Here is a 12,476-nt window from a genome sequence, read left to right as displayed (position 1 = left end):
CGTCGCCGCGCCAATCACCCGGCCCGCCTGCATCCCGCGTTGGCACATTGACGGCGGCGGGTCCTGCCCCGTAGCTAGCCCTATGTCCGGACAGGCTCGGAAGATGGCGCTGGTCGCCTCCAATGCCGAGGCGGCGCAGGCGGCGGAACTGCTGCTGCGCGAGCGCTACCACTTCGTGCCGATGGAGGAGGCCGAGCTGATCGTCGCCCTGGGCGGCGACGGCTTCCTGCTGCACACCTTGCGCGACCGCCTCAGCCTCGGCGAGGTCTGCCCGGTCTTCGGGATGAACCGCGGCACGGTCGGCTTCCTGATGAACGAGTTCCGGCTCGACGGCCTGATGGAGCGGATCGAGCGGGCGAAAAGGTTCACGGTGAAACCGCTGGAGATGAAGGCGGTCACCGACGATGGCGAGACAATCAGCCATCATGCGATCAACGAGGTCTCCCTGCTGCGCGAGACGCGCGAGACGGCGCGGATCGAGGTGACCCTGAACGGGCGCGTGGTGATGCCGGAGCTGGTCTGCGACGGCGTGCTGGTGGCGACGCCGGCGGGCTCGACCGCCTATAATCTCTCCGCGGCCGGGCCGATCCTGCCGCTCAACTCGAAGCTGCTCGCTTTAACCCCGATCAGCCCGTTCCGGCCGCGGCGCTGGCGCGGCGCATTGATCCCCGACGACCTGAAAATCTCTTTCCGCGTGCTCGATCCGGAAAAGCGGCCGGTCTCCGCCGTGGCCGACCAGATCGAGGTGCGCGACGTCGCCACGGTCGAGGTCTGCGTCGATCCGACCGACGTGCTGACCCTGCTCTTCGACCCCGAGCATGCGCTCGACGAGCGGATCACGATGGAGCAGTTCGCGGTCTGAAATCAGGATGCGGCAACGGGTTGCGTTATCCGAAAAGCCCGTGCTAGAGGCGCGCCCTCGCAAGTGTTCCCCGGTAGCTCAGCGGTAGAGCATCCGACTGTTAATCGGACGGCCGATGGTTCGAATCCGTCCCGGGGAGCCACCCTTCTCTCAATAATCGCTGCCCGTCTCCGGCGCTTCCTCGGCGGGCTCGACCTCGCCGCTCTCGGCGGCTTCGTCTCCCGACCCGACGGGCAGGTCGACCGTCACCGTCTTCGGCGGCGTGATGGCGGGCGCCGGCGCCTGGGCGGGCGCGGGAGATGCGGCCGGCGCAGGCGCGGCGCTGGCCTGTGCGCTCGGCGGCCCCTTCAGCAGCACCAGCCCGCCGACCGTCAGGATGACCGCCAGCGAGGCGGCGATCGTCACCCCGGCGAGGCGATGGGCGCGGCTGCGCGACCTGGCCGGGCGCTGCGGCGGCCGATAGACCGCGGCGGGCGGCAGCTTCGCCGCCGGCACGGCGATCGGCGCCGGCTCGATGGCCTCCACCGGTGCCGGTCCGCACAGAGCGGCGAGGCTCGCCTTCGCCTTGCGCCAGCCGGGATGATCGTCCTCGCCCGCCCAGTCCCCGATCGCGGCATACTGGATCTGGTTGAACGGCAGAGGCGGCGGGCAATCGTCGATCGAGGTCTGGATCAGTTTCTTCTGGTTGCGGGCCATGTCGGCCTCGGCGCGGACCCATTCGGAGGCCGCCGATTCGGCCGACCAGACAACGAGCGTGGCCCTCGCCTCGACGATCTTCGCGGTGATCACCTCGCCATAGGAAAGGTGCGCGGGCAATTCCTCGTCCCACCAGACGACATAGCCGAGCCGGCCGATCGCGTCGGCGAGGCGGCAGACGATGTCGCGATTGGCGCGGGAATAAGAGATGAAGACGTCGACCATCGCCGCCGCCCTACAGCGAAAATTTTAACTTAACGTCACCCGGCTAGCGGTTCTCGGCGGCGCTGAGAAATTCGACATTTGCCTGCTCGACCGGGCTCAGCGCGACCTCGTCGCTGGTCGGCTCATACCAGGAATAGCGAGAGAAATGGGCGCTCAGGGCCGGATCGGCGAAGGTGCGGCCGTGCCGGGCATAGATCTCGTTCCGCGCAAGGCGAAGCTGAGCGACGCTGAGCCCTTCGATATCGTCTTCGGTGAGCCGCCGGCTGTCCGATCCCGGCAGGGTCTCGGACGGGTCGCGCCCGGTGTCGGCGGCGCTGCGGCCGTCCGCCGCCTCCGATCCGTCTTGCCTCTCCTCGCGGCCTTCGCCGGATGCATTGGCCGCTCCGGTCTGGGCATTGCCCGGCGCAGCGGCCGCAGCGGCGACCGCATTGGCCGGGACGGTACCGGCCGGCGCGCGATTCCTGAACAAGGTGATGCCGCCGATCACCAGGATCACGGCGACGGAGGCGGCGATCGCCGCGACCAGCACGGTGTTCGATTTCCGCGGCGCAGGGGCAAAGACAATGACTGGCTGAGTCCGCTGGGTCGGCTCATGCAGGGGCGGCGCGACGACTGGGGGCGCGGTCGGCTCTGATAGCGAGGTGGGCGCGGGCGGCGCTTCGGGTGGCGGCGGTGGCGCGGGCGGCTCGGACAGCGATGTCCCGCTCTCCCCGGGCGGCGGCCCGCACAAGGCGGTCAGGCTGGCCTTCACCTTGCGCCATCCCGGATGGTCTGAAGCCCCGTTCCAGTCGCCAATCGAGGCGAACTGGATCTGGTTGAACGGCATGGGCGGCATGCAATTGTCGAGCGCGGTCTGGATCAGTTTCTTCTGGTTGCGGGCGAGATCCGCCTCGGCGCGTACCCATTCCGAGCCGATCGAGCCCGCGGACCAGACCACGATGGCGGCCTTCGCCGCGCCGATCTTTTCGGTGATGACGTCGCCATAGGAGAGGTGCGGCGGAAGCTCGTCATCCCACCATACGACATAGCCGAGCCGCTTCACCGCCTCCGCCAGCTGCCGGACAGCGTCCTGGTTGCCCCGCGAATAGGAAATGAAGACGTCGACCATCACCTCCCCTTCCCGACCAGAAGCGGGCAGCCTCCCCTAGTCGGTCCGCTGCCGCCGGCGGGGGCTCAGCCCGAGCTGGCGGCATTGCGGAGTGCCCGCGCCCGCACCCTTGCAATAATCGTACATTACGCCGGCATTCTCGCTGTTGATCCGCGGATCGGGCCGCGGCCGCCTGTCCTCCCGCGGCGGGCGGGGCCGCTGCTGCTGCGGGTTCTGCTGCTGGGGCGTCTGCTGTTGCGGATTGGCCGGCGCCGGGGCCGGCGCGACCTGGTTGCCGGGAGCCGGCGCCGCCTGGTTGCCCGGCGCGGGCTCGAGCGGCGGCACGGCGACCGGCGCGCGCATGCGGATGCGGGCGCGCTCGATATAGCCGATCAGGCCGCCGGCAATGCGCACGCGCCACCACACGCCGTCCTGCTGGTAGGTGCTGAAGGTCTCGCCGGCATTGATCCGCGCCACGATCGGCGCGTCCGCGGCGGGGCCGGAACGCACGTTGGCGAACTCGTCCTCGCCCTGCAGCACCGCCTCCTGGCTGAAATTCTCGCCGGGCGCCGGCGCCATCCCGTTCTCGGCCGGCCCGGCGACATTGCTGTCATTGCCCGGCGCGGCCGAGCCGCCGCCCTTCATCAGCGCGAGCACGCCGACCGCGCCGATGATCAGGACTGCGAGGACGATGATGATGATCAGGAGCTTGTTGCCGCCCGTGCCGCGCGGCGCGGGAGCCGCGGGCGGGGGTGGAGGTGACGGGGGTGCCGGAGCCGGTACCGGCGGCACTGGCACGGGAGCGGGTTCCGGAACCGGAGCGGGCGCGGCGGGCGGCTCGGGCGGCGGCGGCGCGGCGGCGACGGCTGCCGCGGCGGCGACCGGGGCGACGGGCGGAACCGTCGGCGCCTCGGCCGGCGGCGGCGCGGCCGCGGCCGCCGGCGCGCCGGCCAGCGCGGCGAGGCTTTCGCGAACCTTGGCCCAGCCCGGATGATCCGCCTCGCCCTGCCAGTCGGCGAGCGAGACATAATGGAGCTGGTTGAACGGCATGGGCGGCTCGGCGCCGTCGATCGTCGTCTGGATCAGCTTCTTCTGGCCACGCGCCATGTCGGCCTCGGCGCGCACCCATTCCGACGCGGCCGCATTGGCCGACCAGACCACGATCGCGGCCTTCGCGCCGCCGACCTTCTGCGCGATCACGTCACCATAAGCGAGATGCGGGGGCAATTGATCGTCCCACCAGACATCATATCCCAGCGCCTTTACGGCCTCCGCGAGGCGGCGCACGACCTCCTGATTGTCGCGCGAATAGGAAATGAAGACGTCGCTCACTCGCTCTCCCCTTCGGCCCAAGCGTAGCAAATGCCGGGGGCCGGGAAAACCCGAGCCAGGGCCGCCCCGCCGTCCAGCCGGCAAACGCGATATTACGCCGTTGAAACGAGACGTTTTGCGGGAACCGGCGCCAGTCCCGGCGGGTTGCCCGCGCAGTTTTCTGAAGGAGAGTGACATGGCCACACGTTCGCGTTCGCGCGCCTCGGCGCGAGGATCTTCCGGCAATTCGGAGGGCTCTGCCTTCAGCTGGGGCAACCAGGCCGGCACGCTGGCGCTCGCCGCCGTGGCCGGGGCCGCCGTCGGCCTCGCCGCCAATTTCGGCCGCAAGCTGATGGTCCAGGGCATCGCCGGCAAGGCCGGAGCCTGGGACGAGGTGCTCCACATGGAGCATGAGACGGTCCTTGCGCTGTTCGACCAGATCCAGGCGACGAGCGACGACCAGGTCCGCACCCGCACCCACCTGCTGGCGAAGATCAAGGCGGCCCTCGGCAAGCATGCGCTGCAGGAGGAGAATGTCATCTATCCGGCGCTGCGCGAGTTCAACAATGCGCACGACGCCGACGCGCTCAACGGCGAGCACGGCTATGTGAAAACCTTCCTCTACGAGCTCGAGAACAGCGATCCGGCGAGCACCGACTGGCTCGCCAAGGTCCGCACCTTCCGCGCCATGCTGGAGGAGCATATCCGGATGGAGGAAGACGAGGTGTTCCCCGCCCTCAAGGCCGGGCTGGACGAGGCGGGCAATGCCAAGCTCGGTGCCGCGATGCTGAAGGAAGGGATGAAGCTGGCCTAGACCAGCCTACCTCGTCATTGCGAGCGCAGCGAAGCAATCCAGCGCGGTTTCGAGGCCGTCTGGATTGCTTCGTCGATTATGCTCCTCGCAATGACAGCTGCGGTTACGCCACCGCGCCGTGGCAGTGCTTGAACTTGCGCCCGGAGCCGCATGGGCAGGGCGCGTTGCGGCTGGCGGGAGCGATCACCTCGCCGTCCGGCGCCGGATAGTCCGGCTGCGGCGTCTGCAGCGGCGGCAGCCGCGAGAGGATCGCGCCGGTGCCCGCGTCGATGTCCGCAGTGTCGTCGTCGCCGCTGAACGGATCGATATGGGTGGTGAGGAAGGACGGCAGCACCGGCAGGTCCGGCAGGTCCTGCGGCGCGATCTGGGCGCGGGCCAGCACGCCGGTGACGTCCTCGCGGATCACGGCAAGCATCCGCTCGAACATCGCGAAGGCCTCGTGCTTATACTCGTCGATCGGCTTCTTCTGGGCATAGGCCCGGAGATGGACGACCTGGCGGAGCGCATCGAGCATCGACAGATGCTCCTTCCAGTGATGGTCGAGGCTCTGCAGCAGGATCTGCTTCTCGAAATAGACCCAGTCCTCGGCATGCACCTCCGCGACCTTCTCCTCCATCTGCTTGTCGACCAGCGCCTGGAGCCGCTCGACGAACATTTCCGGCTCGACCGACTCCTCCTTCACCCACTCATCGAAGGGGGGCTGGAGCATGAACACGCGTTCGGTCCGCTCCTTCAGCCGCTCGATGTCCCACTGCTCCGGATAGGAGTTGGGCGGAATCGCCTCGCCGACGATCGCGTTCACCGTCTCGGCGCGCATGTCGCTCACCACCTCGCCGACCGTCTCGGCGTCCATGATGTCGGCGCGCTGCTCGTAGATCACCTTGCGCTGGTCGTTCATGACGTCGTCATATTCGACGACCTGCTTGCGGATGTCGTAATTGCGCGCCTCGACCTTCTTCTGCGCGGTCTCGATCGCCTTGGAGATCCAGGGCGAGATGATCGCCTCGCCGTCCTCCAGATTCTTGTTGAGCAGGCGCGCGAACATGGTCTGCGAGCCGAAGATGCGCAGCAGATCGTCGTCGAGCGACAGGTAGAAGCGCGACAGGCCGGGATCGCCCTGGCGGCCGGAGCGGCCACGCAGCTGGTTGTCGATGCGCCGGCTCTCGTGCCGCTCGGTACCGAGCACGAACAGGCCGCCGGCGGCGATCACTTTCTCCTTCTCTTCGGCAACCTCGCGGCGGATCTTCTCGATGGCGGCGTCGCGCTTCGGCCCGGGCTCCATATCCTTAAGCTCGTCCTCGATGCGGAACTCGACATTGCCGCCGAGCTGGATGTCGGTGCCGCGGCCGGCCATGTTGGTGGCGATGGTGACGGCCTTCAGCCGGCCCGCCTGCGCCACGATATGGGCCTCCTTCTCGTGGAAGCGGGCATTCAGCACCTCGTGCTTGACCTTGGCCTTCTTGAGATAGTCGGAGAGCATTTCCGACTTCTCGATCGAGACGGTGCCAACGAGGATCGGCTGACCGGTCGCCTGCTTCTCCTTGATCGCCTTGACGATGGCGGCGAACTTGTCGCCCATATTCTTGTAGAATTCGTCCTCGTCGTCCGCGCGGCGGACCGGCAGGTTGGTCGGGATCGAGACCACGTTCATCTTGTAGATGTCGAAGAATTCCGCCGCCTCGGTCGCCGCCGTGCCGGTCATGCCCGAAAGCTTGGGATACATGCGGAAGTAATTCTGGAAGGTGATTGAGGCGAGGGTCTGGTTCTCGGGCTCGATCTCGACGCCCTCCTTGGCCTCGACCGCCTGGTGCAGGCCTTCGGACCAGCGCCGGCCGTCCATCATGCGGCCCGTGAACGGATCGATGATGATGACCTTCTCGTCCTTCACGATATAGTCGATGTCGCGCTTGTAGGCGACGTTCGCGCGCAGCGCCTGGTTCAGGTGATGGACGACCTGCGTGTTCTCGTAATCGTAGAGGTTGGAGCCGATCAGCAGCCCCTGCTCCTCGAGCAGCCGCTCCATCCGCTCGGTGCCGTCCTCGGTCAGGAGGACGCGCTTGTCCTTCTCGTCATATTCGTAATCGTCGGAGGGGATCTCCTTCACGATCCGGTCGAGCGACAGATAGAGCTCGGACTTGTCCTCGGTCGGGCCGGAGATGATGAGCGGGGTGCGGGCCTCGTCGATCAGGATGGAGTCAACTTCGTCGACAATGGCGAAGTTGAAGGGGCGCTGCACCATCTGCGCGCGCTCATATTTCATGTTGTCGCGCAGATAGTCGAAGCCGAGCTCGTTGTTGGTGCCGTAGGTGATGTCGCAGAAATAGGCGGCGCGGCGCTCGTGATCCGGCAGGTTCGGGACGATCACGCCGACGGTGAGGCCGAGGAAGCGGTAGATTTGCCCCATCCAGTCCGCGTCGCGCTTGGCGAGATAGTCGTTGACGGTGACGACGTGGACGCCCTTCCCTTCGAGCGCGTTCAGATAGACGGCGAGCGTCGCGACCAGGGTCTTGCCCTCGCCGGTACGCATCTCGGCGATCTCGCCCCGGTGGAGGACGATGCCGCCGATCAGCTGAACGTCATAATGGCGCTGGCCGAGGGTGCGCTTGGCCGCCTCGCGGACGGTGGCGAAGGCCTCGGGGAGGATGTCATCGAGCGTCTCGCCCGCCTCCAGCCGGTCCTTGAACAGACGAGTCTGCTCGCGCAGCCCCTCGTCGGTCATCACCTCGAGCTGGGGCTCGAAGGCGTTGATCTTGTCCACGATCTTGCGGAGCGACTTGACGTAGCGGTCGTTGGACGACCCGAAAATGGCTTTGGCAATCCCACCGAACATGCTGGAAATCCTGATCTATATGGATACGCCCCGCGCCGGGCCGGGACAGAAACGAGACTGAGGCAACTGGGCCCAAAGCGGGCCGGAAAAGCGCGCGGGGCGCGGCTTATTCGAGCAGCCTGTCGGTCTCGACCGGCGCGGAGGGGAGCGGCGCGGCCGGCGCCGGCACGGGCGCGGCCTGCACGATCTGCGCTGGAATCGCCTGGGTCGGCCGCGCCGCGGGGACCGCGACGGTCGCCGACGGCGCCGCCACGGCCACGCTCTGCGTCGCCGCGGGCTGATGCAGCCGCGCCTCGGCCGGGCGCGTGCCGGCGAAGGCGCCGGTCACCGCGCTGAGCAGCGCAGACAGGATCATCAGGAATTCCATCGCGGCGTCACATAGTGGCGCGCGCGGGGAAGGTCCAGTTATGTCCATGCGATAAGGTGGGGAAAATCAGGACAGGGCCGTCTGCAGGTGCGGCCCCAGCAGGGTCTCGATCTTGCGCAGCGGCATATAGCCGTCGAGCCGCTCGATCTCCTCGCCTTCCCTGAACAGGATGCAGAGCGGATAGGTCTCGACCCCGAAGCGGTCGGCGGTCGCGGGATTGGCGTCGACGTCGAGCTTGCCGACGACCAGCCGGTCGCGATGCGTCGCGGCGAGCGCGCGCAGGGCCGGGCTCAGCAGCTGGCAGGGGCCGCACCAGGGGGCGCCGAAGGCGAGCAGGACCGGGCGGCGCGCGCCGAGCACGTCGCGTTCGAAGGACGCGTCGGTGACGATCCGAACGATCCCTGCGCCCATGACGGCATTCGACCCCCCGGCTGGTCGAGACGCTAGGCGGCGCTGGCGGTCGAGCCGGCGAGCGCGTCCTCCAGCCAGGCCTGGATCCTGCTCTTCGGCTCGGCTCCGACCTTGGTCGCGGCGGGCTGGCCGTCCTTGAACAGGATCATGGTCGGGATGCCGCGCACGCCGTAGCGGCCCGGCGCCTCCGGATTCTCGTCGATGTTGAGCTTCACGATATTGACCCGGTCGCCGAGCTCCGCGCTCAGTTCCTCGAGCGCCGGCGCGATTATCCGGCACGGGCCGCACCATTCCGCCCAGAAGTCCACGAGCACGGGCTTGTCGGCCCCGAGCACGTCGGACTGGAAAGAGGAATCGGTGACGGAGGTGGTGGCCATGGACTGTCTCCTGAGAGGGCTGGTCCGGATGTAGGATGCGGCGCGCCGCTGCTCAACCACCGATCGGCATGTATGGGTCCAGCAGCGCGTCGGGCAAGGCATGGAGGACAGGGGCCGCGGTGTAGAGCAGGGCCGTCTCGACCTGACGGTCCGGGAAGATGACGCGCAAGGCCGCGCGATAGGCGGCCATCTGGCGCAGATGGGCGGGCGGGATCGAACCAGGATCGGCGGGCGCGCTCCGGCCGGTCTTGAAATCGGCGACGAGGATTCGATCGTCGGCGACGAGCAGCCGGTCGACCGTGCCCGAGACCACGGTGCCGCCAGCGACGACGGCGGCGATCGGCGCCTCGGCAAGCGCCTCGGGCGCGAACAGGTCGGCGAAGCGCGGGTCGGCGATCACGGCGCAGGCGGCTTCCGCCAGGGCCTCGCGCTGCGCTGCATCCGCGACGCCGGCCGAACGTTCCAGCCAGGACAGCGCAAGCGCCTTCCGTTCGGCCGGCGCCACCCCCGGCAGGCGCTCGAACAGAGCGTGCAGCCATTTGCCGCGCTCGGCGGCGGCCCGCTGGGCCGGGCCGGGCGGCGGATCGGCGACGTCGTCCTCGCCGAGCGACGAGGGGGCGAGCGGGCGCGGGGGGCGTTCCTCAGCCGGCGCCGGCCGGTGCAGCCAGTCCGGAAGCGTTGCCGTGCGCTGCGCCGGCAGGCGTATGGCGCGGGGCGGACCCTCGTCCGTGCCGAAGCGGAGGGCGCGGTCCCAGAGCGGCGCCTCGGCCCAGGCCGCGCCGAGCCCGGCCAGCGCCTTCTCCACCGCCGCATACCAGCTCGCCTCGGGCGGGCCGTTCCGATCGCGCGTGCCGAGCGCGCCGCCGATGTAGAGGCGCTCCTCGGCCCGGGTCAGCGCGACGTAGAGCAGCCGCCAATGCTCCTCACGGTCGAGCCGGTCCTGGCGCTCGACCTCGCTCCTGAGCGGCTCGGCCAGCTCGTCCTTCTTCGGCCGGAAGACGGGCACGGACGGCTCGCCCTCACCGAGCGAGAGCCCGGCGAGGCGCAGCCCGGGATTGCCGGCGCGGTCGGGATCGGCGCAGGCATCGGCGAGGATCAGCACCGGCGACTGCAGGCCCTTGGCACCGTGCACGGTCATCACCCGCACCGCGTCCATCGGCGCCGAGGGATCGCGCACGATCTCCACCTCGCCACGCGCGAACCAGTCGAGAAAGGCCTGGAGCGAGGCGGCGGCATTGCCCTCGAATTCCAGCGCCGAGGAGAGCAGCTCCTCGATCGGATCGCGCGCCTCGGCGCCGAGACGCTCGAGCAACTTGCGGCGGCCGTCGAGCGGGCCCGAGAGGATGGTCTCGAAGAAGGGGTGCGGCGGCGCATAATCGGCCATGGCGAGGATCGACTGCAGCCCGGCCAGGCGGTCGGGCGGCTGCCGGGCGCGCAGGTGCGGCCAGAGCGCGCCGGTGCGGCCGAAGGCGGCGTCGTAGAGCGCATCCTGGGTCCAGCCGATGAGCGGCGAGACGAGCAGGCTGGCGAGATTGAGGTCGTCAAGCGGCTGGGCGGCGAAGCGGGCGGCGGCGAGCAGGTCCTGGACGGCGAGCGGCGCGGAGAGCGAGAGCCGGTCGACGCCGGCGACGGGCACGTCCAGCGCGTGCAGCCGCGCGACGATCAGGCTGGCCAGCTCGCCGCGGCTGCGCAGCAGGATGAGGATGTCCTCGGGGCGCAGCGGCCGGTCGCGGCATTGGAGGAAGAAGGGCTTGTCGAGCCAGTCGCGGATCTGACGGGCGAGCTTCGTCGCCAGCTCCTGCCGCGCCGGGCTGACCCAGCCCTCCTCGCCCGCATCCTCCGCGGTCTCTTCCGAGCGCGGCAGCCAGAGCGTGACCGAGCCGCCCCGGCCGACATGGCTGCTCTCGTGTGGATTGGCGGCGCCGGGCAGGCCGAGCGCGTCAGGACCGAGCTCTGCCATCACCCGGTCGACCATTTCGAGGATCGGCGGCGAGGAGCGGAAGCTCCGGTCCATGCTGAGGTCGAGGAAATCCTGCTCCGCCGCCTCAGCCTCGCGGGCGAACCAGGCGCGGGCGACGTCGAAGCTCTGCGGATCGGTCCCCTGGAAGCCGAAGATCGCCTGCTTGTAGTCGCCGACGGTGAAGATGGTGCGCGGGCCGCGCGCCGCCCCCTCCCCCGCAAAATATTCGAGAGCGAGCGCGCGTACGATGTTCCACTGGCTGGTGTTCGTGTCCTGCGCCTCGTCGACGAGGATATGGTCGGTCTGCTGGTCGAGCTTGTAGCGCACCCAGTCGCCCATGCCGTCGGTCAGCAGCAACTTCTCCGCCTCGCGGATCAAATCGTCGAAATCGACAAGACCGGCGGCGCGCTTGGCGCCCTCGTAGGCGCGGGCATAGGCCTGGCCCGCGCGCAGGCCCGCGGCGAGTGGCGCGACCATCGCCGCGGTCCGGCGCAGGAGCAGAAGGCGGCCGCAGCATTGGAAGGCCGCCTCGGCCAATGCCGGATAGTCCAGGTCCTGCGGCGCCTGGCCCTTGGCGAAGCTGCGGAGCTCGCCGTCCGACTTGCTCCACACCCGGTGCAGTTGCTCCAGCAGGCGCGCGCGTTCGGTCGGCGTCGCGGCAAGCCATTGTTCGCATATGGAGGCGCGGTCGCTGCCCCCCTTGGTCGCCCATTGCGCGTTCATCGCGCCGATTCGGCGCAGCGCCGCTACGTCGAACACTTCGTCCGCGCATTCGCGCGCGATCGCCTCCTCGACGTCGCCGAGCGGCAGGCCGAACAGGTGGCGGAGCCGCGCCTCCACGCCCTCGCGCGACCCCAAGGCCGCCATCCCCGCGGGCGCGCGGGCACATGCGCGCAGGAAGGCCTCGGCCCCGCCCTCGCCCAGCCTGAGGCTCAGCGCCTGCAGGTCGCGGATCAGGCCGAGATCGCCTTCCCGCTCCGCCGCGACAAGCAGCTCGGCGAGCGTGGCGCGGGCGAGCAATTGCTCCTCGCGCCCCTCGAGCGGCCGGAAGCCGGGCACCAGCCCGGCCTCGGACGGGAAGCCGGCGAGCAGGCTCTGCGCGAAGGCGTGGATAGTCTGGACGCGGAGGCCGCCGCCGGTGGAATCCAGCAACCGGGCGAAGAGGGTGCGGGCCCGGTCACGGGCCTCCGGGGTGTGATCCTCGCCAAGCGCGATCAGTTCGGCGGCGAGGTCGGTGTCCTTGAGCCGCACCCAGCGCGCCAGCCGCTGATGGATCCGCCCCGCCATCTCGGCCGCGCCGGCCTTGGTGAAGGTGAGGCACAGGATCGAGGCCGGGTCCGCGCCCGAGAGCAGCAGCCGCAGCACCCGCGCGGTCAGCACATGGGTCTTGCCCGTGCCCGCCGAGGCCGAGAGCGCCGCGTGGCCGCCGGGCCGCGAGGCGAGTTCCTGCGCGCCTTCGAGCGGTTTCAGCGGCTTCAGGCGATGGCCCATCCCCTCCTGTCGCGCAGGGCGGGGCCCGGCGCAAGGCGGGTCAGG

At 69.3% G+C, this 12,476-nt stretch carries 10 protein-coding genes and 1 tRNA gene; 3 read left to right on the top strand and 8 right to left on the bottom strand.

Annotated elements, in window-relative coordinates; translation table 11 throughout:
* The first annotated feature begins 82 nt into the window (after positions 1-82).
* Positions 83-862 (top strand): NAD kinase, encoded by a 780-nt coding sequence (locus VEC11_RS13445; RefSeq protein ID WP_464132205.1) that lies wholly within the window; start codon positions 83-85, stop codon positions 860-862.
* Between the two features lie 67 nt (positions 863-929).
* Positions 930-1,004 (top strand) — tRNA-Asn (locus VEC11_RS13440).
* A gap of 8 nt (positions 1,005-1,012) precedes the next feature.
* Here VEC11_RS13440 and VEC11_RS13435 read toward each other — a convergent pair.
* Genes VEC11_RS13435 through VEC11_RS13425 form a run of 3 tightly spaced genes read right to left on the bottom strand, consistent with a single transcriptional unit; the run spans position 1,013 to position 4,202 of the window.
* Positions 1,013-1,783 (bottom strand): toll/interleukin-1 receptor domain-containing protein, encoded by a 771-nt coding sequence (locus VEC11_RS13435; protein WP_464132203.1) that lies wholly within the window; start codon positions 1,781-1,783, stop codon positions 1,013-1,015.
* A 43-nt stretch (positions 1,784-1,826) separates the two neighbouring features.
* Positions 1,827-2,891 carry a YARHG domain-containing protein gene (locus VEC11_RS13430; RefSeq protein ID WP_464132199.1) on the bottom strand — a complete coding sequence of 355 codons (1,065 nt, stop codon included), beginning with the start codon at positions 2,889-2,891 and terminating at the stop codon, positions 1,827-1,829.
* A gap of 36 nt (positions 2,892-2,927) precedes the next feature.
* Positions 2,928-4,202, bottom strand: a complete 1,275-nt coding sequence (locus VEC11_RS13425) for a TIR domain-containing protein (protein ID WP_464132196.1) — start codon at positions 4,200-4,202, stop codon at positions 2,928-2,930.
* A gap of 175 nt (positions 4,203-4,377) precedes the next feature.
* Here VEC11_RS13425 and VEC11_RS13420 point away from each other — a divergent pair, with 175 nt between their 5' ends.
* Positions 4,378-4,995: a hemerythrin domain-containing protein gene (locus VEC11_RS13420; RefSeq protein ID WP_464132193.1), complete on the top strand. Its 618-nt coding sequence runs from the start codon at positions 4,378-4,380 to the stop codon at positions 4,993-4,995.
* Positions 4,996-5,098: 103 nt separating this feature from the next.
* Here VEC11_RS13420 and secA read toward each other — a convergent pair whose 3' ends face one another.
* The 5 genes from secA to addA form a co-directional block, all read right to left on the bottom strand.
* Positions 5,099-7,825, bottom strand: coding sequence for a preprotein translocase subunit SecA (gene secA, locus VEC11_RS13415; RefSeq protein WP_464132189.1), 2,727 nt, complete (start codon positions 7,823-7,825; stop codon positions 5,099-5,101).
* 106 nt (positions 7,826-7,931) lie between these two features.
* Complete coding sequence (locus tag VEC11_RS13410) at positions 7,932-8,180, bottom strand: hypothetical protein (protein ID WP_464132187.1); 249 nt, start codon at positions 8,178-8,180, stop codon at positions 7,932-7,934.
* A 78-nt stretch (positions 8,181-8,258) separates the two neighbouring features.
* The gene (locus tag VEC11_RS13405) at positions 8,259-8,603 is read right to left on the bottom strand and encodes a thioredoxin family protein (protein ID WP_464132185.1); all 345 of its coding nucleotides are present in this window, start codon (positions 8,601-8,603) and stop codon (positions 8,259-8,261) included.
* 32 nt (positions 8,604-8,635) lie between these two features.
* Complete coding sequence (trxA, locus tag VEC11_RS13400; RefSeq protein ID WP_464132182.1) at positions 8,636-8,980, bottom strand: thioredoxin; 345 nt, start codon at positions 8,978-8,980, stop codon at positions 8,636-8,638.
* 52 nt (positions 8,981-9,032) lie between these two features.
* A complete protein-coding gene (gene addA, locus VEC11_RS13395; RefSeq protein WP_464132180.1) occupies positions 9,033-12,431 on the bottom strand; it encodes a double-strand break repair helicase AddA in 3,399 nt (1,132 codons plus the stop codon).
* Positions 12,432-12,476 lie beyond the last annotated feature (45 nt).

The sequence above is a fragment of the Allosphingosinicella sp. genome (assembly GCF_035626655.1).
In the GTDB taxonomy this organism is placed as follows: domain Bacteria; phylum Pseudomonadota; class Alphaproteobacteria; order Sphingomonadales; family Sphingomonadaceae; genus Allosphingosinicella.
Note: the sequence above shows the minus strand (reverse complement) of the source record. Positions and strands in the feature narration are given on the sequence as shown.